Source organism: Aquiluna sp. Uisw_065, assembly GCF_047731275.1.
GTDB lineage: Bacteria > Actinomycetota > Actinomycetes > Actinomycetales > Microbacteriaceae > Aquiluna.
The window spans coordinates 620,636-640,757 of sequence record NZ_CP159836.1 but is presented as its reverse complement, the minus strand read 5'-3'; the positions used below and the strand labels follow the sequence as shown (position 1 = coordinate 640,757).

At 52.2% G+C, this 20,122-nt stretch carries 18 protein-coding genes; all 18 read left to right on the top strand.

All coding sequences use genetic code 11. The features are described from left to right. Nucleotides 1-4 precede the first annotated feature (4 nt). The 18 genes from metK (at nt 5) to ABXT50_RS03120 (ending at nt 20,101) form a co-directional block, all read left to right on the top strand. Nucleotides 5-1,186, top strand: a complete 1,182-nt coding sequence (gene metK / locus ABXT50_RS03205) for a methionine adenosyltransferase (protein ID WP_415274723.1) — start codon at nt 5-7, stop codon at nt 1,184-1,186. Further along, nucleotides 1,187-3,025: a hypothetical protein gene (locus ABXT50_RS03200; RefSeq protein ID WP_415274722.1), complete on the top strand. Its 1,839-nt coding sequence runs from the start codon at nt 1,187-1,189 to the stop codon at nt 3,023-3,025. 11 nt (nt 3,026-3,036) lie between these two features. Further along, nucleotides 3,037-3,945, top strand: a complete 909-nt coding sequence (locus ABXT50_RS03195; protein ID WP_415274721.1) for a methionyl-tRNA formyltransferase — start codon at nt 3,037-3,039, stop codon at nt 3,943-3,945. After that, nucleotides 3,938-5,260, top strand: a complete 1,323-nt coding sequence (locus ABXT50_RS03190) for a transcription antitermination factor NusB (RefSeq protein ID WP_415274720.1) — start codon at nt 3,938-3,940, stop codon at nt 5,258-5,260. The genes ABXT50_RS03195 and ABXT50_RS03190 overlap by 8 nt, the downstream gene beginning before the upstream one ends. A 2-nt stretch (nt 5,261-5,262) precedes the next feature. Then, nucleotides 5,263-5,925, top strand: a complete 663-nt coding sequence (gene rpe / locus ABXT50_RS03185; RefSeq protein ID WP_415274719.1) for a ribulose-phosphate 3-epimerase — start codon at nt 5,263-5,265, stop codon at nt 5,923-5,925. Between the two features lie 19 nt (nt 5,926-5,944). Next, nucleotides 5,945-6,208: a phosphoribosyl-ATP diphosphatase gene (hisE, locus tag ABXT50_RS03180; RefSeq protein WP_415274718.1), complete on the top strand. Its 264-nt coding sequence runs from the start codon at nt 5,945-5,947 to the stop codon at nt 6,206-6,208. After that, on the top strand, nt 6,208-7,050 hold the full coding sequence (gene hisG / locus ABXT50_RS03175; protein ID WP_415274717.1) for an ATP phosphoribosyltransferase: 843 nt from the start codon (nt 6,208-6,210) through the stop codon (nt 7,048-7,050). Before hisE ends, hisG begins: the two co-directional genes overlap by 1 nt. Then, nucleotides 7,047-7,805: an imidazole glycerol phosphate synthase subunit HisF gene (hisF, locus tag ABXT50_RS03170; RefSeq protein ID WP_415274800.1), complete on the top strand. Its 759-nt coding sequence runs from the start codon at nt 7,047-7,049 to the stop codon at nt 7,803-7,805. The genes hisG and hisF overlap by 4 nt, the downstream gene beginning before the upstream one ends. Next, on the top strand, nt 7,802-8,122 hold the full coding sequence (hisI, locus tag ABXT50_RS03165) for a phosphoribosyl-AMP cyclohydrolase (protein ID WP_415274716.1): 321 nt from the start codon (nt 7,802-7,804) through the stop codon (nt 8,120-8,122). Before hisF ends, hisI begins: the two co-directional genes overlap by 4 nt. Next, nucleotides 8,123-9,604 (top strand): chorismate-binding protein, encoded by a 1,482-nt coding sequence (locus tag ABXT50_RS03160; protein WP_415274715.1) that lies wholly within the window; start codon nt 8,123-8,125, stop codon nt 9,602-9,604. A gap of 14 nt (nt 9,605-9,618) precedes the next feature. Beyond that, nucleotides 9,619-10,110 (top strand): hypothetical protein, encoded by a 492-nt coding sequence (locus ABXT50_RS03155; protein ID WP_415274714.1) that lies wholly within the window; start codon nt 9,619-9,621, stop codon nt 10,108-10,110. A 40-nt stretch (nt 10,111-10,150) separates the two neighbouring features. Continuing rightward, nucleotides 10,151-10,375, top strand: coding sequence for a DUF6704 family protein (locus ABXT50_RS03150; protein ID WP_415274713.1), 225 nt, complete (start codon nt 10,151-10,153; stop codon nt 10,373-10,375). Continuing rightward, nucleotides 10,375-11,148 carry an indole-3-glycerol phosphate synthase TrpC gene (locus ABXT50_RS03145; protein WP_415274712.1) on the top strand — a complete coding sequence of 258 codons (774 nt, stop codon included), beginning with the start codon at nt 10,375-10,377 and terminating at the stop codon, nt 11,146-11,148. The genes ABXT50_RS03150 and ABXT50_RS03145 overlap by 1 nt, the downstream gene beginning before the upstream one ends. A 13-nt stretch (nt 11,149-11,161) precedes the next feature. Beyond that, nucleotides 11,162-12,361 (top strand): tryptophan synthase subunit beta, encoded by a 1,200-nt coding sequence (gene trpB / locus ABXT50_RS03140; RefSeq protein ID WP_415274711.1) that lies wholly within the window; start codon nt 11,162-11,164, stop codon nt 12,359-12,361. Then, nucleotides 12,358-13,137, top strand: coding sequence for a tryptophan synthase subunit alpha (trpA, locus tag ABXT50_RS03135; RefSeq protein WP_415274710.1), 780 nt, complete (start codon nt 12,358-12,360; stop codon nt 13,135-13,137). Before trpB ends, trpA begins: the two co-directional genes overlap by 4 nt. Nucleotides 13,138-13,141: 4 nt before the next feature. Further along, complete coding sequence (gene lgt / locus ABXT50_RS03130; protein ID WP_415274709.1) at nt 13,142-14,026, top strand: prolipoprotein diacylglyceryl transferase; 885 nt, start codon at nt 13,142-13,144, stop codon at nt 14,024-14,026. Nucleotides 14,027-14,097: 71 nt separating this feature from the next. Beyond that, complete coding sequence (gene gltB / locus ABXT50_RS03125; protein ID WP_415274708.1) at nt 14,098-18,651, top strand: glutamate synthase large subunit; 4,554 nt, start codon at nt 14,098-14,100, stop codon at nt 18,649-18,651. Then, nucleotides 18,644-20,101, top strand: coding sequence for a glutamate synthase subunit beta (locus ABXT50_RS03120; RefSeq protein ID WP_415274707.1), 1,458 nt, complete (start codon nt 18,644-18,646; stop codon nt 20,099-20,101). The genes gltB and ABXT50_RS03120 overlap by 8 nt, the downstream gene beginning before the upstream one ends. The last annotated feature ends 21 nt before the right edge of the window (nt 20,102-20,122 follow it).

Here is a 20,122-nt window from a genome sequence, read left to right as displayed (position 1 = left end):
TAGAATGACGCTACGCACATTTACTTCAGAGTCCGTTACCGAAGGACATCCCGACAAGATATGTGATCAAATTTCTGACACTATTTTGGATGCTCTACTTGAGCAGGACCCGGACGCCAGAGTGGCCGTGGAGACGCTGGTTACTACCGGCCTTGTTCAGGTCGCTGGCGAAGTCACGACCATCGGCTACGTTGAAATACCGCACTTGGTGCGGGAAAAACTGCTGGAGATCGGCTACAACTCTTCCGCCATCGGATTTGACGGGGCTTCTTGTGGAGTTTCAGTGTCAATTGGCGCCCAGTCCCCGGACATAGCCCAGGGCGTGAATACATCCCTAGAATCCCGTTCCGGTAATAACTTCGACGAAATAGGTGCGGGCGATCAGGGCATGATGTTTGGATATGCTTCTAACGAGACAGCCAACTTCATGCCGGCACCCATAAACATCGCTCACCGACTAACCGAGCGATTGTCACAGGTTCGCAGGGAGCTTGACACTTCCATGCTTCGACCCGACGGCAAAGCTCAGGTTTCAATTAGCTACGAGGGCAACAAACCTGTGGCAGTGAAGACCGTTGTGCTTTCGACACAACACCATCCAGATGTTCAGCAAGATGACCTTGCCAATCTTGTGCTGGACCGAGTGATTCGCCCGGTCCTTTTAGACTCCGGCCTCGACACCAGCGACACGAGCTTCATCATCAACCCAACCGGCAGATTTGTTATTGGTGGCCCGCAGGCAGACGCCGGGCTCACCGGTAGAAAAATTATTGTCGACACCTATGGCGGCAGTGCCAGACATGGCGGTGGCGCTTTCAGTGGTAAGGATCCGTCAAAGGTTGATCGTTCTGCAGCCTATGCAATGAGGTGGGTTGCGAAGAATTTGGTTGCGGCAGGCCTCGCGGAACGTGCGGAAATCCAGGTGGCATACGCGATAGGCGTTGCAACCCCCGTTGCTCTTCACGTGGAGACTTTTGGAACTGAAAACGTGGATGTAGAGGCAATAGAAAAAGCAATTCGGCAGGTGTTTGACCTAAGGCCAGCGGCGATAATTTCGGAGCTGAACCTGAAGCGTCCGATATATGCCAAGACGGCCAGCTACGGTCATTTTGGCCGTGAACTACCTGAATTTACTTGGGAAAACTTAGACCGAGTCCAAGCCCTCAAAGACGCAGCAGGAAGCTAGATGTCCCGCTTTGCTTCAGTATTGGCAAAGTCCCCTCTAATTCAGCTTGACCGGGCCTTCGATTACCTGATTCCCGAAGCCCTGCAAAATGAAATTGCTATCGGACAGGAAGTGGTTTTTCCACTTGGGAGATCAAAAAAAAGTCAGGTTGGCTATGTCTCGGCGCTTTCCGATTCCAGTGACTATGCGACCGCAGCAATAACGAGTATTCAGGATGCTTCCGAGGTGCTTTCCAGTCGGCTCATTGATTTTCTTAGGGCAGTCGCAGATCGTCAATGCGTGGCGCTAGGGGAACTTATTGCTCTTGCCGTGCCCGATTACATGTCAACTGTCCAAAGGCTCCCGGCGATTGAGCCAAGAGTCCTAAAGGTGGACATTTTGGTTCCTAAGCTAGACGCAGCCCTTGGTGCGCGAGCGACAGTCCTAACTTCGGCAAGGCAACTTGAGGTGGCAGGGTCACTTGTGCCGGACTGGGCACTGTTGCTTTTGGCTAACGCTATTGGTGTCCATTCCAGGGGTATGTCTTGTATTATCGTGGTGCCAGAAAGGGCAGATATCGACATCGTCGTCGACCTCGCTCACAAGCTCGGAATTGATGATCAGTTCGTTTTTCTAAAACCGAGTCAGAAAAAATCTTCCCGTTATCAGCTCTTCCACCAAATCAAAGAATCTCGTCAAATAATCGTCGTGGGCACCAGATCCTCGATCTTTGCTCCCGTGCAGAACTTGGGCCTAATCGCTGTTCACGATGACTCCGATGACAGTCTGAGAGACCAAGGTTCCCCATTTACAAACACAAGGGACCTGGCACTAATTCGCGCAAAAGGTGACGTGGAGCTGTTATTCACGGCTCCATACCGGTCCGTCGAGCTTCAAAGATTAGTTGCAATCGGCTACTTATCCGATCATAAAGTCATCGAGGCACCGCTTCGAATCTCCTATTCAGAACCAGGCCTCCGGATGGATGAGTCGGGGTTCAAAATCGTTCGTGAAAACTTGGATCGTGGGCCAGTGCTTGTCTTGCTTCCTCGCAAGGGCGACTCAGCCTCGGTCTACTGCGCAGGTTGTGGCGACAAGCTGACTTGCTCCTGCGGAGGCCATTTTTGGCAGCCCGACGCAGCTAACACTCAATGCAGACTCTGCAACAAGCACTTTGTTTCTTGTATTAGCTGTGGTTCGAGAAACCAGAAAAAGGGACGGACAGGTAGCAGCAGGACCGTTGCTGAGCTTGGCAAAACTTTCCCTAACACTGCAATATCTGAGGCCACTGGAGACAAGAAACCGACCGGGCTAAAAACGAAGAATCAAATAGTCGTTGCAACTCCAGGCTCAGCACCAAGGGTCCCCAAGGGATATTCCGCTGTTTTAATTCTTGACAGCGATGTCTGGCTCAGTCGGCAAACCCTTAATGCACAGCAGATGGCCATAAGAGACTGGATGGAAGCACTTGAGCTCATGTCCCCGACGGGAAGGGCCGCCTTTGCCGGTCTGCCCTCCGATCTTGGCAACGCTCTGTCGCTTGGTCAGTTGATACCGATGGCTAAGACAGCGCTTGAGGAAGCCCGAGAGCTTGGACTTCCCCCGGCGATGCGGATCTGTTCACTGCAAGCTCTGCCCGAAACTCTAGAAGTTGCTGTTTCGGCCGCTAAGTCAAAAGGGGCTGTAGCTCTTTGGGTAGATGAAAAAGCCGGAAGCGCGCTCATAAAGTTTTCCTATAATCAGGGTCCGGCAATAGCCAAGGAGCTTCGGGTGGTAGCAATTGGAGCAGCAGCACGAACTCAGGGTGTCAACAAGAGAAGGGGCTTGCGGGTGGTGATGGATGACCCGCAAGCGCTGTAGGTTACCTACTTATGAGACTCATTTTTGCCGGAACCCCTGAAGTGGCATCGCGCGCTCTAGAGCTTATTGCCGGCGAGCACAAGGTGGAATTGGTCCTTACCCGACCCGACGCCCCAGTTGGTCGCAAGCGAATAGTTACTCCATCTCCGGTAACTCTCAAGGCTGAACAGTTGGGTCTAAAGGTACACAAGACCAACAAAATTGACGACGAAGCCCTGAAAATTATTCGGCTAAGCGGCGCCGAGAAAGCGGTCGTTGTCGCTTATGGAGCAATGATTCCCCAGGCGGCACTGTCGGAACTTCCGTGGTGGAACTTGCATTTCTCGCTTCTGCCCGAATGGCGAGGGGCGACTCCTCTGCAGCATTCAATGATTCATGACACTGGTATTGGGATAAGCGTTTTTGAGCTCGACTCGGGCCTAGATACAGGAGCACTTATCTCTCAGGCACCACTGTCATTCTCCGCAAACGAAACTGCTGGACAAGCATTGATTAGGTTTACAGAAGAAGGCGGAGACCTTCTAATCCGGGCGCTGAGCGAAAACCCGGCGCCGAGGATCCAAGAGGGTGAACCCTCGGCGGCGCCAAAGATCACCCGACTGGACGCCAAGCTTGACTTCAGTAAGTCCGCTGAAGATTTGACCAGATTTATACGGGCCACGAATCCGGAACCAACGGCGTGGGCAAACCAAAACGGTGAACCGGTTAGAATCCTCTTCGCGTCTCCCAACAACTCTGGCTCTGACTCAGTTACAGCGCGTGGGGTCGGCGAAATATACAAGAGCGAAAACAACGAAATCAATGTGCAATGCGGCAGCGCTAGCTCACTGAAGCTCGAGCTTGTGCAACCTGCCGGAAAGCGTGAAACAGCGGCAACCGACTGGTGGAATGGCCTTAAGGGGATTGCAAAATTTGACTAACGCGCGCCAGATAGCCCTTGAGCTACTCAACCGAGTAAGAGCATCGGAGAGCTACATTAACCTGCTGCTACCCAAGGAGCTTGCTAAGCATGAAATCTCGGATGCCGACAGAGGTTTGGTTCAGGAGCTCAGCTACGGAGTTCTTCGATGGCAGCTTCAGTACGACGCCATCATCGATCATTTGACACCCGGAAAGACCTTGTCCCCGGGCCTAAGAGCGGCAATTCAGCTTGGTCTGCATCAGCTTTTCAGAATGCGAATTCCCACCCATGCGGCCATAAACGAGACAGTGGATCTTGTAAAGCATTTCGAAGCTAGTGCCGCAGGGCTTTGTAACGCAGTTCTTCGAAATGCCGAACGAGCCGGACACGACAATCTTCTGGCAATACTCATCGAAGGCCAAGAGGACCTCGCGCGGCTGAGTATCGAATTCTCGCATCCGAAGTGGATTATTTCTGGCATGAAATCGGCCCTTGAACTTGATGGGAGAACCTCAGATCTGGCCGAACTCCTATCGGCAAACAACCAAACCCCGGTCGTCAACCTAATCGCGATTACAAGCTCTGCATCCGCTGAGCTTGAGGCGCTTGGGCTCCAGCGAGGCTCTGCATCTCCGAATGGCTTTCTCTGCATCGGAAACCCACTTGAATATCTGTCGATTCCTGGGGTGAGGGTGCAGGACCAGGGTTCTCAGCTTGTAGCACTGGCACTTAGCAAGGTTGCCGATAAGACCGGAACTTGGCTGGACATGTGCTCTGGTCCGGGAGGCAAGGCCGCAGTGCTAGAGCATGCCGTCTCGGGATCTGGAAATCTTGTTTGCTACGAACCACATGTAAAACGATCCAAACTCGTCTCCTCAGCACTCGCAGATCCAGAAAGCACTCCGGTACTTGTCAAGAGAGGGCAAGACGCCCCCGAAAGTTCCTTCGCGGCGATCTTGCTAGATGCCCCCTGTGCCGGACTTGGGTCCCTTCGCAGGAAGCCCGAATCTAGATGGACAAAAAAGCCCGAGCAACTACCATCGCTTACCAAATTGCAGGCCGAGCTAATTGACGCCGCGGTGTTAGCGCTGGAACCAGGTGGCATTCTGATGTACGCAACCTGCTCACCACTGGTAGTCGAGACAAATGCCCAAATTAGAGCCGCACTAGATCGCCACGCCAATATTTCGCTAGTCGACCTAGTACCAGTAATGCAAGAATTAGCTCCAGGTCTAGAGTTGAACACTTCTAGGAAAACCGTCCAGTTGTGGCCGCATCGACATGGAACTGACGCCATGTTTATGGCACTCTTGAAAAAAAACGAAGGGAACTAGAAATGCAAATAAATCCTTCAATACTCAGTGCCGACTTTGCGAACTTGGAGGCGGAGCTGATGTCAATCGCATCAGCTGATATGGCTCACGTTGACGTTATGGACAATCATTTCGTCCCAAATTTGACCCTGGGAACCGCGATTGTCGAAAGACTTGCCAAAGTTTCTCCCATTCCTCTGGATGTTCACCTGATGATTGAACACCCGGACAAGTGGGCAATTGGTTATGCCCAGGCTGGTGCTTCTTCAGTCACGTTTCATCTAGAGGCAGCAACGGAACCGATTGATTTGGCGAGGAGGCTCAGAGCTGCTGGTGTGAAAGCCGCAGTTGCCATTAAGCCCGCCACCAAGGTTTCAGACATAGCCCACTTGATCCAAGAAGTAGACATGCTGTTGGTAATGACCGTTGAGCCTGGCTTTGGGGGGCAGCCAATTCTGGTTGAAACCCTTGAAAAGATTGCCCAAGCTCGACAACTGATTGAAGGCTCTGGCGCAAGGGTTGCACTTCAGGTCGACGGGGGAGTGACCGAGTCAAACATTGCTCAATTGGCGTCATTGGGGGCCGACTCATTTGTAGCGGGTTCTGCTATTTACAACAGCCCCGATAGGGCAAATCAAATACTTAGACTTCGAGGGTTAGCTCTGGCAGCTTCGAATCCGAAGTGATTCGCTGTAATCTAGGGGTATGAAATCCTTTGATTCCCTTTATGACGAGCTCGTAAACACAGCAAGTATGCCCGATAACAACTCTGATAGCAGCGAGTTATTAGCAAAGGGAGTCCACTCAATTGGCAAAAAGCTCGTCGAGGAAGCGGCGGAACTATGGATGGCTGCAGAACACGAGTCAGACGAACAGGTCGCACTAGAAGCCTCGCAACTTCTTTATTACATTCAACTTATTTTGATCTCTAGAAACGTGCCACTTTCGGCAGTCGAGCAGGTTCTCTAGTGTTGCGGGTAGCCATTCCAAACAAGGGCATCCTGTCTGAATCCGCTGTGGCCATGTTAAGAGAAGCTGGATACCAGACGAGACGAGACACGCAAGAGCTTCACCTGGTCGATGAAGTAAACGACATAGAATTTTTTTATCTGAGACCTCGGGATATAGCGACCTACGTGGGGTCGGGATCTCTGGATGTTGGCCTAACAGGGCTGGACCTCTTGATGGATTCGGAGTCCGAAGCCGAGGAAATTGCTGATTTGGGCTTTGGTGCGTCTACCTTCCGATTTGCGGCACCAATCGACTCTGGTTTCAATGATCCGAGTCAACTAGAAGGTAAAAGGCTTGCGACCGCATACCCAACCCTGATTGAAAATTACTTGGCGAAGCTAAACGTAAATTGTGACATCATCAAGCTCGACGGAGCGGTCGAATCGGCCGTAAAGCTTGGCGTTGCAGATGCCGTTGCCGACGTTGTCTCAACCGGTAACACGCTTAGAAAAGCCGGTCTCGCAATCTTTGGCCCTACGATCTTGACCTCTACGGCCAGGCTCATTAGTGCTCCGGGTAAAGCTAGTGACGCAAACGGGCTTTTGATGCGTTTAAAGGGCGTATTAGTGGCTAGGGAGTACGTAATCATTGATTACGACTGCCCCAAGAAAGTGCTCGAAGCGGCGACGAAGATAACCCCCGGGATCGAGTCGCCAACGATATCCCCGATGGCCGATTTGGACTGGGTTGCAGTTCGTTCCCTAGTTCCGGCTATACAGATGAATCAAATAATGGATGAGCTCTACGCCGCAGGAGCTAGGGCAATTTTGGTGTCCGCCATTCACGCAGCGAGAATATAGTGCCAGCAGTCAGAGTGATTCCTTGCCTAGATGTTGCAAGTGGACGAGTAGTGAAGGGTGTCAACTTCCAGAATCTTGTCGATAGCGGTGACCCAGTTGACCTAGCCCGCAATTACTACCTTCAGGGCTCAGACGAGCTAACGTTTTTAGACGTAACCGCTGCCAATGAAAATCGCTCAACAACTAGAGACATGGTCACCAGGTGCGCGGAGGAGATATTTATACCCCTCACGGTGGGCGGAGGCATTAGAAGCCTCGAGGACGTTTCGCTGCTTCTGGAGGCGGGAGCCGACAAGGTATCGATCGGTTCCGCAGGCATTTCCAGGCCGGAGCTACTAGCGGAAATCTCGGGCGAACACGGAAATCAAATTTTGGTAGTTTCTTTGGACATTAAACGTGGAGACACGGCGTCGGGATTCGTCGTCACCTCCCACGGTGGCCGACAGGAAACCGGTTTAGATGCGATGCAGTGGATAGAAAAGGTGCAAGCGCTAGGTGCCGGAGAACTGCTTATCAACAGCATTGATGCAGACGGGACCCGAGCGGGTTTTGATCTTGAACTTATCGAGAAAGTACGCAAGATTTCGGCCGTTCCGATCATCGCGTCTGGGGGAGCCGGCAAAGTATCAGACTTCGTCGAGGCGGCTCAGGCTGGCGCCGATGCTCTGCTCGCAGCTAGTGTTTTTCACAGCGGCGAAATCTCGATTGCAACGGTCAAGCAAGCACTTGAAGATGCAGGAATAGAGGCTAGATGAGGCACTTAGCGTTGGATCAGGTTCAATTTTCAAACGACCATCTGATACCCGTTGTGGTTCAAGACAGTCAAACGAAGCAGGTCCTCATGCTTGCCTATTCAAACCTCGAGGCTTTGGAAAAGTCCGTCTCTACCGGCGAAATGCATTTCTTTTCACGATCCCGCAATCAGCTTTGGCACAAGGGTGAAACCAGTGGTAATACCTTGGCAATTGATTCCTTGTCCCTAGATTGTGACGGCGACACTATTTTGGCTATGGTCAGGCCTGCCGGCCCGACCTGCCACCTTGGAACCGTCAGCTGCTTCGAGGAGGTCTAATTGATCGGCTTTGACCAGCTTGAGGAACTCAGCAGCGAATACAACGTAATCCCGATTGTAAAAAGGCTTTTTAGTGGCAGTGAAACCCCAATTGGGATTTATCAGAAGCTCGCCGGTTCTAGGGCGGACACTTTTTTGTTGGAATCTGCCGAGCAGGGAGTCTGGGGCAGGTACTCCTTTATTGGAGTGGCCTCTAGGGGTCAACTAACGGCTACAGATCACAAAGCAACCTGGATAGGAGATGCGAAGTGTCTTCCAGATGGATCTTTACTGCCCGAAGACCCGATCCTAGCGCTGGAGAGGCTTCAAACGGCATGGAAATCGAGTCCGGTCGATTTTCCCTTAAGTTCGGGGCTGGTTGGATTTCTAAGCTGGGGAGCGGTCAACCTAACCGAGAAGCTTCCTGATGCCAAGACGGCCGACTACTCGATACCTCTATACGGGTTCAACCAATTTTCAGAGCTAGTGGTCATGGATCACCAAAAGTCTGAATTGCTCCTCGTCAGTGTGGTCTTCGTCGACGGGACCCCCCTTCGGGAAAGCTACAGTCGGACGCTAAATGCCATTAGCCAAATGCAAAAAATCGTCGAAATGCCGACACCCGCAATGGTCTCTGAGCCGAATTGGCCGGAGCCGGATGCAGTCTCCAACATACCCAAGAACGAGTTTCTCGAAAAGGTCGAATTGGCCAAAGAGCATGTTCGCAAGGGAGACGTATTTCAGGTTGTTATTTCTCAGCGCTTTGACCACCAATTAACCGCTGATGCTCTGGATGTCTACAGAGCACTGAGGGCTCTGAACCCGAGCCCCTACATGTATCTAATTAGATGGCAGGACCAGGATGGTCCGTTCGCGATAGTCGGAAGTTCACCGGAAGCGCTCGTGAAGGTAATGGGATCCAACGTGGTCACCCACCCAATCGCAGGTTCTCGGCCCAGAGGTCATGACACATCAACTGACAACCAACTTGCCGAAGACCTGCTGGCGGATGAAAAAGAGCGCAGCGAACACTTGATGCTGGTCGACCTTGCGAGAAATGATCTGCTGAAAGTCTGCGACCCAACTACTGTGCGGGTGAGCGAATTTATGCAAATTCACCGCTTCTCACACATCATGCACCTCGTATCTACCGTGGAGGGGTCGCTAAATCCCGGAACCAGCATTGTCAAGGCCATGCTCGCCACCTTCCCAGCTGGAACCTTGTCCGGTGCACCCAAACCAAGGGCTTTGGAAATAATTCACGACTTAGAACAAAGTTATCGAGGCTTGTTCGGTGGTGTTGTTGGATACTTCGACTTTCAAGGGAACTCAGATCTTGCAATCGCGATTCGCACTGCGGTTCTTAGAAACGGCGTTGCAAGAGTGCAGGCCGGTGCCGGAATTGTTCTCGATTCAGTACCCGAAACCGAGTACGCCGAGACGCTGGCAAAAGCCGCGGTCGTGTTGCGCGCTGTTGCTGCGGCGAATGCGATGAAAAAATGATCAGACTAATTTCGGTGGGCACTCTAGTCGCCGCCGTTTGGCTATCAACCTCTCTCCTTGCCTGGGTAGATGTTAGAGACTTTCACTCCGATAAATCGGCGTTGATTGGAACACTAATTGGGTCTGAGCTCAATCCCCTGACAAGCCTGGTTCCGCTGATAGTCCTACTGATTTCACTCATCGCCCGATACCGTCTCCTAAGTCGAACGATGGCGGCGATTGCCTCGATAATCTCCGGCTTCGTAATAGTGGTGATGTCTCTCACAAGCTGGTCGGATGCCAGTGCCGTCATCGAGTTGATCTCCAGCACTACGGGTCTAGCTACGGCAGCAGGTTTTGGAGTAGTGGTGAAGATCGGTTACTGGGTTTATCTAACGATGGCCGGAGTCACCGGATTGATTTTTGCTCTGGCAGTTTTTCAACCCGGGCGCTCGAAGCTACCGGACAAATCCAGTACGGTCAGTGAAACAAACGCCGACCCGGAGAACCTGTGGGATGAGCAGTAGAAGTGCTTGCTAGAATTGAGAAACATTCAAGAAGGGCACAATGACTGAAACTAAGACCGAGCCAGGGCACGGAAACTCCGTTGCGGCCTGGGCGACCGTGATTATTGTTCTGGCTGCCTTCTCGATTGGAACACTGTTTTTCTGGCTGAATGTGCCATCCATGGTTTGGGCTTCAGCTGTACTTGCCGCCCTTGGTCCGATAGTTGGACTCGTACTCAGGAAATCTGGCTACGGGGTGAGTGGCAAGCACTCGAAGTCCCACTAGTGCTTGACGAACTATTCGCCACAGCAAGCGATGATGCTGACATTAGAAGTAAAAGCGTAAGTATCGAGTCCCTAGAGGCACTGGTCGAGAACATGGAGCCAGCCGTTTCAGCTTTGAAGGCACTCGAGCCTTCGTCAAAAATTAAGATAATCGCCGAGATAAAGAGATACAGCCCCTCAGTCGGGCAGATGGCCGAAATCCCTGATGCCGGGATACTGGCCCTTACTTACGAGCAAAGTGGGGCTCATGCAATCTCGGTTCTAACAGAACGATCCGGGTTCGGCGGCACTTTAGATGACCTTCGACATGCCAGCGACGCCGTTTCAATCCCAACACTTCGCAAGGACTTCATATCTTGTGAGTATCAAATCTTGGAGGCTCGTGCCCACGGGGCATCATTCGTTCTATTGATTCTTAGCTGGCTCAAGGAGCCTGATTTCCTCAGGTTGTCCAAGTTCGCCGCGGACTTGGGTTTAGATGTTCTCGTTGAAACGCACACAGCGGATGAGATACACATTGCCAACGCCGCAGGAAGCAGATTGGTCGGCATAAACACAAGGGATTTGCAAACATTCAAGACCGACCTGCGGCTTTTCGAAACTATGTCTCACCTCTTGACAGATCAGACCATCAAGGTGGCTGAATCATCAGTGAAGAAGCCTCAGGACGTAGCCAGGTACTGGAACGCCGGTGCCAATGTGGTGCTAGTTGGACAAGCCCTAGTGACAGGTGATCCGAGCTTGTTAATTCCGGAATTTATTAACGCAACTTAGGATTGTCAACACAATGAAACTCTCAGAACAAGTAGGACCCTATTACGGCGAGTACGGTGGCAGGTTTGTCCCGGAGCCACTAATTGCAGCTCTCGATCAACTCGAGGCCACCTACGAGGCTATGCGAATCGACCCGGGGTTCATAGCCGAGCTTGCCGAGCTTCACAAGACCTACACCGGGCGCCCCTCCATCATCACCGAGGCAAAGCGCTTCGCGGCTCATTTTGGCGACATTAGAGTCTTTCTAAAAAGAGAAGACTTGAACCACACTGGTAGCCACAAGATAAATAATGTTATGGGCCAAGCACTCTTGGCAAAGAAGATGGGCAAAAAGCGAATCATTGCAGAGACTGGAGCTGGTCAGCACGGTGTAGCAAGTGCCACAGCTGCGGCATTCTTTGGTTTGGACTGCGTTGTGTACATGGGTGAGGTTGATACCGAAAGACAGGCCCTAAATGTCGCGAGAATGAAGCTTCTGGGAGCCGAAGTAATTCCCGTAACCTCGGGGTCCAAAACGCTCAAGGACGCTATAAATGAGGCACTTCGAGATTGGGTTGCCAACGTCGATACCACCCACTACCTTCTCGGGACAGTTGCGGGTCCCCACCCGTTTCCGACAATGGTTCGAGACTTCCACAGCGTCATAGGTTACGAGGCTCGTGAACAAATGCTCGAGCTAACCGGAAGGCTTCCGGATGCAGTGGCAGCTTGTGTTGGCGGTGGCTCTAACGCGATTGGGATTTTCCACGCCTTCTTGGATGATGACGATGTTGCGCTGTGGGGTTTTGAAGCAGCGGGTGAAGGCGTTGACACTCTTAGACATGCCGCGACCCTATCTAGAGGGACACCTGGCGTTCTACACGGTGCCAAAAGCTACATGCTGCAAGACGCCGATGGTCAAACAATGGAATCGCACTCGATTTCAGCCGGGCTTGACTATCCAGGAGTTGGTCCGGAGCACTCATGGCTCAAGGACCTCGGTCGGGCTAGTTATCACGGTGTTACCGACACTGAGGCAATGAACGCGATGAAGCTACTTTCCCAAACAGAGGGCATAATCCCAGCCATCGAAACGGCTCACGGTTTGGCAGGAATCGAGCATCTAGCCAAGGTCCTGCCCGCGGGCGCACACATTCTTATCAACTTGAGCGGACGCGGAGACAAGGACATGGAGACAGCGGCAAAGTACTTCGGTCTGATGGGCGATAAATGAGTTCAGTAAATGACACCCTCCTGGCCAATAGAGAATCCGGTAAAGGCTCACTGGTTGGTTACTATCCGGCCGGCTACCCAACTGTCAAGGACTCAGTCGACGCGTTAGTTGCAATGGCCGAGAATGGTTGTGACGTACTTGAAATTGGCGTCCCCTACAGTGATCCTGTGATGGACGGCTTGATTATTCAGGTCGCGACCGAAGAAGCACGAGCTGCAGGCTTCGTGCTCGGAGATCTATTCGAAGTAATACGACAAGTGCGAGCGCGGGTAGCCACACCGCTATTGGTAATGAGCTATTGGAACCCGGTGTTGAGATTCGGCGTGGAGAAGTTCGCAGAGGAGATGCTTGCCTCTGGGGCACAGGGAATGATTACGCCAGATCTTGTTCCAGACGAAGCCGCGCAGTGGCTGGAGGTCAGCCAAGCGAAAGGTCTAGATCGAGTCTTTTTGGTTGCGCCGTCGAGCTCGAATGAAAGAGTCGCCGCAAACGCTGACGCGTCCAAGGGTTTTGTTTATTCAGTCTCAACAATGGGTATAACTGGGGAGAGAGCTACTCTCGACGCGCTTGCTAGAGATTTAGTAGGCCGAGTGAAGAGTCTAAGTAAAACCCCGACTTGTGTAGGGGTAGGAATTTCCACAGCCGAGCAGGTTCGTGAAGTGAACGGTTACGCCGACGGTGCAATTGTTGGAACTGCCTTTGTGAAGGCCTACCGTGAGGATGGTCTACCTGGCCTAGTTGCGAAAACCAAAGAGCTAGCTGCGGGCCTAGGATGATGCGATGGAGTTAATCGCAGGCATCCCGTCACCCGGAATCAGCTTTATTGATTTGGGTCCTTTTCGAATTCACTTCTACGCGCTATTTATACTTAGCGGCATAGTCATAGCCACCATTCTGACTGACGCCAGGCTCAAGGCTAGAGGAACACCTGCGGGGTTGTTCCTGGACATAGCGCTATGGGCTGTTCCTTTTGGAATACTTGGAGGAAGGTTCTTCCACGTTCTTACTCACCCCAACGATTACTTCTTCGAGGGCGCTAATCTCCTTGACATTTTCAAAATATGGGAGGGTGGTCTTGCAATTTATGGAGCGCTAATCCTCGGAGCAGTTGGAATGTTCATAGGCTCAAGACAGGCTGGGATTAGATTCCTGTCAGTCGCCGACGCGGTCGCTCCCGGGATACTTCTCGCCCAGGGCATCGGGAGGCTTGGAAACTATTTCAATCAAGAACTATTCGGTCTACCGACCACTCTTCCTTGGGGGCTCGAAATTCCAAGTTCTAACCCGGCTTACCCGCTCGGGCTTCCGGATGGACTAACTTTTCACCCCACCTTCGCCTACGAAATGATTTGGAATCTGACAGGCGTCGTGGCGCTAATTTGGCTCGGAAAAAAGTTGCAACTTGAATGGGGCAAGGTTTTTGCTCTGTACCTGATTATTTATTCAACCGGACGAGTTTGGATAGAAGCCATCAGAATCGACCCAAGTGAGATTATCCTTGGTCTACGAATAAATATCTGGTCGGCGCTGACCGGTATTGCAATCGGAGTAGTTATCTACTTGGTTCAGAAGCGCCGTCACCCCGGCAAGGAACCTTCGGTTTGGCTCGACGGCAGAGAACCTGTCGATCAGTCACCCGTCACCAGCAAGGACGCTGCCAAATAATCTAATAGTTCATAAACAAGACATAAGGGTCGGGCCAACGAAGCTCCGAAAAGAATTCGATTGGAGTAACCATGTATAACAACGGACCTTTCCACAAGTTTGCCACCACGCCAGAGAACCAAGGGCTATACGACTCTTCCCATGAGCGCGACGCTTGTGGCTTGGCAATGGTCGCAACGCTTCGAGGCTACGCCGGTCACGACGTCGTTGAAATGGCGCTGTCCTCTCTCAGGAACCTGGAACACCGTGGCGCCGTTGGTTCGGACGCTGGAACAGGTGATGGCGCTGGGATACTCACCCAGATGCCAGATGGTTTTTTCCGTGCAATTGTCGACTTTGACTTGCCAGAGCGAGGCGCTTACGGCGTGGGTCTCGTTTTCTTGGATGCGGCCTCCGCAACTGAGGACAAAGCTAAGTTTGAAGCAATCTGCAACGAAGAGTCGCTGACTGTCTTGGGATGGCGTACCCCGCCCACCGACAGCTCTGTGCTTGGCGAGTTGGCAAGAGAGGCTATGCCTCTCATTGAACAAGTATTTGTTTCTTCCAATGACCTAATCACCGGCATGGACCTCGAGCGAAGGTTATTCAGGGCTAGAAACCGAAGTGAACGAGACATTGGCCTTTACCTTTGCTCGCTTTCATCTAAAACAATCGTTTACAAGGGTATGGTCACCACCTTGCAGCTCGAGCCTTTTTATCCTGATCTAAGTGACGAGCGATTTGAGTCTCTGCTCGCACTTGTTCACAGCAGGTTTTCAACAAACACCTTCCCGTCATGGCCATTGGCACACCCTTTCCGATTTATCGCGCACAACGGAGAGATAAACACCGTTAAGGGAAATGCCAACTGGATGGCGGCAAGAGAGTCTCAGCTTTCATCGGAGCTACTCGGTAACATCGAACAGCTAAAGCCAATCGTCTCAAAGGGTGCATCCGATTCGGCGACTTTCGATGAGGTTTTGGAGCTGCTTGTACTATCGGGCCGCTCGCTGCCACACGCCATGATGATGATGATTCCCGGAGCATGGGAAAAGCAACTGGATCTCGATCCACAGCTAAGAGACTTCTACGAATATCACTCGATGATTATGGAGCCATGGGATGGACCAGCGGCCGTAGTTTTCACGGACGGAGATCTGGTCGGTGCGACTCTGGACCGAAACGGACTTCGACCGGGTCGCTTCGTGGTCACTGAAGATGGTTTTATAATTCTTGCCTCTGAAATCGGCGTTGCCGATATTGCCCCTGACAAAATCGTAAGAAAAGGCAGATTGCAGCCAGGCAAAATGTTCCTGATTGACACTGTGGCTGGACAAATAGTAGAGGATGAGCAGATCAAGTCCGAAGTCGCCTCCCTTGAACCATGGGGTGAGTGGCTGGAAGCAAGTCGGATTAACTTGCGTGATCTTCCGGACCGCGAGCACGTTCGCTACTCAAGCAAGTCTGTGAAGCGTAGGCAAAGAGCCTTTGGCTACACCGAAGAAGACCTGAAAATATTCATCGCTCCGATGGCAAGAATGGGACAGGAGCCAATCGGGGCCATGGGGACTGACACTCCCATTGCGGCCATATCAGAGCGACCAAAACTTCTATTTGACTATTTCGCCCAGCAGTTCGCTCAGGTGACAAACCCACCGCTTGATGCAATTCGCGAAGAAGTCGTGACATCCATGACTACAAGCATCGGTCCGGTCAGAAACCTTCTAGAAGCCAATGCCGAGCATGCAAAGCAGATGGTTCTGGACTACCCAATTATTGGTAACGATGAGCTGGCGAAGATTAAGCACATAGACCGAGCAAACAACATCGGTAAGGCAGTAACTGTGTCCTGCCTCTACCGCGTTGACGACGGTCCCGAGGCTCTCGAAGCCCGGCTTGAGGCAATCTGCGCGGAGGTCGACCAGGCTTTAGTTGCGGGAGCGACTTTTATAGTGCTGTCCGATCGAGATTCAAATCGAGAGCTTGCTCCAATTCCTTCGCTGCTGTCCTGTTCAGCCGTGCACCACCATTTGATTCGAAATGGAACCAGAATGATGGCGGGCCTCGTTGTTGAAGCTGGCGATGCAAGAGATGTTCACCACGTTGCAACTCTGATTGGCTTTGGCGCATCTGCAATTAACCCTTACTTGGCTCTCGAAACAGCAGAGGACCTAGTTCTCAACGGCACCATCACCGGCATAACAATGGAGCGAAGCAGCAAAAACATGATCAAGGCCCTTGGAAAAGGTGTCCTGAAAGTCATGTCAAAAATGGGCATCTCGACAGTTTCTTCCTACGCGGGGGCGCAGTGCTTCGAGGCCATTGGGCTTTCACAGGAGCTCGTGGATAAATATTTCACAGGAACAACCACAAAGCTTGGTGGAGTTGCCCTCCCGATTTTGCATTCTGAAATTGCTCAGCGACACACATCCGCATACCCCGTTGAAAGTGCAAACCAGGACAGTACTCCTCTGGACGTTGGCGGGGAAATGAAATGGCGTCGTGACGGCCCTCCTCACTTATTCAACCCCGAGACCATTTTTAAGCTTCAGCACTCCACCTCTCAAAAGAACTACGAAATCTTCAAGTCTTATACCAATGCGGTCGATGACCAGGCCGAGCGTTTAATGACGATTCGAGGTCTTTTCAGCCTAAATAAGGAGTTGCGCACTCCAGTGCCAATTTCTGAGGTGGAGCCGGTGCATTCGATAGTGAAGCGATTTGCAACTGGGGCTATGAGCATGGGATCGATCAGTCCGGAAGCTCACGAGACGCTTGCCATTGCCATGAACCGCCTTGGCGCCAGAAGCAACACTGGAGAAGGCGGAGAGTCAGTCGAGCGACTACTGGATCCAGAGCGACGCAGCGCTGTAAAGCAGGTTGCCTCCGGACGTTTCGGTGTGACCTCTATGTATTTGACTCATGCGGATGACCTTCAGATCAAGATGGCGCAGGGGGCAAAGCCAGGCGAAGGCGGGCAGCTTCCTCCGAACAAGGTTTACCCATGGATTGCGGAACTTAGGCACTCGACCCCGGGCGTAGGGCTAATTTCTCCGCCCCCTCATCACGACATTTACTCAATCGAGGATCTCAAGCAGTTGATCTTTGATCTAAAACGGGCAAACCGCACCGCTAGGGTCCACGTGAAGTTGGTGTCTCAGTTCGGTGTTGGAACCGTCGCAGCCGGTGTAGCTAAAGCAAAGGCCGATGTGGTGCTAATCTCTGGCCACGACGGTGGCACAGGCGCCAGCCCGCTCAATTCTTTGAAGCACGCTGGAACCCCTTGGGAGCTCGGCCTGGCCGAAACCCAGCAGACTCTGCTGCTCAATGGACTACGAGATCGAGTTGTAGTGCAAGTGGACGGTTCAATGAAGACTGGACGAGACGTGATCATCGCCGCTCTTCTCGGAGCCGAAGAGTTCGGATTCGCAACCGCCCCACTAGTGGTGGAGGGTTGTATTTTGATGCGCGTTTGCCACCTTGACACCTGTCCGGTTGGAGTAGCTACCCAGAACCCAGAACTCAGAAAGCGATTCCATGGCCAAGCCGACCACGTGGTAAATTTCTTTGAGTTTTTGGCTCAAGAAGTGCGCGAATACCTGGCTGAACTGGGCTTCAGGACTCTCCAAGAGGCTGTGGGTCAAGTACAGGTGCTGGATGTTAACAGGGCAATTCGTCACTGGAAAGCAGACGGCTTAGACCTCTCGCCAATTTTCGCAGCTAAGGACATAGTTACGACTCAGACCCAATATTGCTCAAGTTCACAGGACCACGAGCTGGAGAAGCACTTTGATTTCCCACTTATTGAGACCGCAAAGCTTGCCCTCAAAGACGGCAAGGCCATGGAGATTAAAAGCCAGATCAACAACACAATGCAGGCCATCGGAACGATGCTTGGCAATGAGCTCACGAAAAAATGGGGCGAACAAGGACTAGAGCCGGGGACACTCAAGCTCACCTTAACCGGCAGCGCCGGCCAGTCACTGGGAGCATTCATGCCTAGGGGTCTTCAAATTGATGTCGAAGGTGATTGCAATGACTATGTTGGAAAAGGTCTTTCTGGCGGAATCATAAGCGTCAGGCCTCCGGAAACGGCTGGGTTCCTGGCATCTGAAAACGTGATCGCTGGAAACGTTATCGGCTACGGAGCTACTTCGGGAAAAATCTTCCTAAACGGAGTCGTCGGTGAACGATTTATGGTTCGAAACTCGGGAGCCGTTGCGGTGGCCGAGGGCGTGGGAGATCACGCTCTGGAATACATGACCGGTGGACGAGTAGTCATTCTCGGAAAAACCGGAATCAACCTGGGCGCCGGAATGTCCGGAGGTATCGCTTATGTTCACAGGCTGTCAGAGTCCAAAGTAAATCGCGAGGCTCTCCAGCTGGGCGAAATCACCCTTAGTGCGCTTGATGACACTGGAAAGGACGAGCTCCAGGCGATCCTTGAGCAGCACCTTGATCTGACTGGTTCTCCGCTTACAAAGATTATCCTCGATGACTTCTCGACCCATTCAAAAGAGTTCGTAAGGGTAATGCCTAGGGACTACGCACGCATAGTCGAGATTCAACAGGATGCGCAGGCCACAGGCATAGACCTGGACGGCGAAGAAGTTTGGACTCAAATCTTGGAGGTAACTAATGGCTGACCCACGGGGATTTCTGAAAGTCACCGATCGTGAAACAGCGAAGCGCAGACCGGTTCCAGTCCGGATAAAGGATTGGAGAGAGGTCTATGAAGAGCGGAACTCTGGAGTAGTCAAAGAGCAAGCCGGACGCTGCATGGACTGTGGCATTCCGTTTTGTCACGCCGGATGTCCTCTTGGAAACTTAATTCCGGAGTGGAATGACCTTACTCACTTAGGCAAGAACAAAGAAGCAATAGATCGCCTGCACTCGACTAATAACTTTCCAGAGTTCACCGGCAGACTTTGCCCAGCCCCATGCGAAAGTGCATGCGTTCTTGGTATAAACCAGCCGGCCGTGACAATCAAAGAGATCGAAGTGTCGATAATTGATGACGCATTCGACGCAGGTTTTGTTACCCCTAACGTTCCAGATCGACTGACCGGAAAGACAGTTGCTGTCGTGGGCTCGGGGCCGGCTGGACTCGCGGCTGCCCAGCAGTTGACTAGGGTCGGACACACCGTCGCTGTATTTGAACGAGACGACCGCATCGGAGGTTTGCTCAGATACGGTATTCCAGATTTCAAAATGGAGAAGCGCCACATCGACAAGCGCCTCGCCCAGATGACAGCCGAAGGCACCAGGTTCCGCACTGGAGTGAACATCGGCGTCGACATTACTTGGGAAGAGCTAAAGCTCAGCTATGACGCCGTATTGGTGGCAACCGGCTCAATCACTCCTAGAGGCTTGGATGTTCCAGGCTCAGAGTTAGCAGGAGTGCATTTCGCGATGGAGTACCTCACGCAGGCGAATCGAGTTGTGGCCGGCGACAAAGTCGAGGACCAGCTCAGTGCCGAGGGTAAGCACGTTGTGATTCTTGGAGGCGGGGATACTGGAGCAGATTGTCTAGGCACGGCCACCAGGCAAATGGCGGCTTCCGTCACAACTATCGCTATCGGTCAGAAACCCCAAGAACAACGAACCGCTGACCAGCCTTGGCCGATGGACCCCAGGGTCTTTGAGATCTCAAGTGCGCATGAAGAATTCGGAGATCGCAAATACCTGCACTCAACTGTCGAACTTATTGGTGAGGACGGACAGGTAACCGGCATTAAGGTTGCGGACACCGAATTCGTGAACGGAAGACGAGTGCCAAAAGTTGGCACTGAACGAGTGATGAAGGCCGATTTGGTTCTACTCGCCCTTGGCTTCACTGGACCAGAGTCAGACACAATAACCAACCAGCTAAATGCAGAGCTGGATGCTCAAACCAACATCTCTCGCGACGGTAAATACCGCAGCAAGGATTCTTTGTTTGTAGCAGGGGATGCGGGCAGAGGCCAAAGCCTGATAGTTTGGGCAATAGCCGAAGGAAGGGCAGCGGCCGCGGCGATAGATGAACACCTCGAAGGCGAGACTCAGCTGCCATTCCCTGTAAAGCCAACTGATAAACCAATTTCGGTTTATAGCTAGGTCAAAAGAAACTAGGACACT

Bases quoted from the DNA above. Each gene is read 5' to 3' on its own strand.
- rpe (WP_415274719.1), top strand. From the start codon at position 5,263: ATGCAAATAAATCCTTCAATACTCAGTGCCGACTTTGCGAACTTGGAG.
- ABXT50_RS03200 (WP_415274722.1), top strand. From the start codon at position 1,187: ATGTCCCGCTTTGCTTCAGTATTGGCAAAGTCCCCTCTAATTCAGCTT.
- lgt (WP_415274709.1), top strand. From the start codon at position 13,142: ATGGAGTTAATCGCAGGCATCCCGTCACCCGGAATCAGCTTTATTGAT.
- ABXT50_RS03195 (WP_415274721.1), top strand. From the start codon at position 3,037: ATGAGACTCATTTTTGCCGGAACCCCTGAAGTGGCATCGCGCGCTCTA.
- gltB (WP_415274708.1), top strand. From the start codon at position 14,098: ATGTATAACAACGGACCTTTCCACAAGTTTGCCACCACGCCAGAGAAC.
- ABXT50_RS03150 (WP_415274713.1), top strand. From the start codon at position 10,151: ATGACTGAAACTAAGACCGAGCCAGGGCACGGAAACTCCGTTGCGGCC.
- trpA (WP_415274710.1), top strand. From the start codon at position 12,358: ATGAGTTCAGTAAATGACACCCTCCTGGCCAATAGAGAATCCGGTAAA.
- hisE (WP_415274718.1), top strand. From the start codon at position 5,945: ATGAAATCCTTTGATTCCCTTTATGACGAGCTCGTAAACACAGCAAGT.
- trpB (WP_415274711.1), top strand. From the start codon at position 11,162: ATGAAACTCTCAGAACAAGTAGGACCCTATTACGGCGAGTACGGTGGC.
- metK (WP_415274723.1), top strand. From the start codon at position 5: ATGACGCTACGCACATTTACTTCAGAGTCCGTTACCGAAGGACATCCC.
- hisI (WP_415274716.1), top strand. From the start codon at position 7,802: ATGAGGCACTTAGCGTTGGATCAGGTTCAATTTTCAAACGACCATCTG.
- ABXT50_RS03120 (WP_415274707.1), top strand. From the start codon at position 18,644: ATGGCTGACCCACGGGGATTTCTGAAAGTCACCGATCGTGAAACAGCG.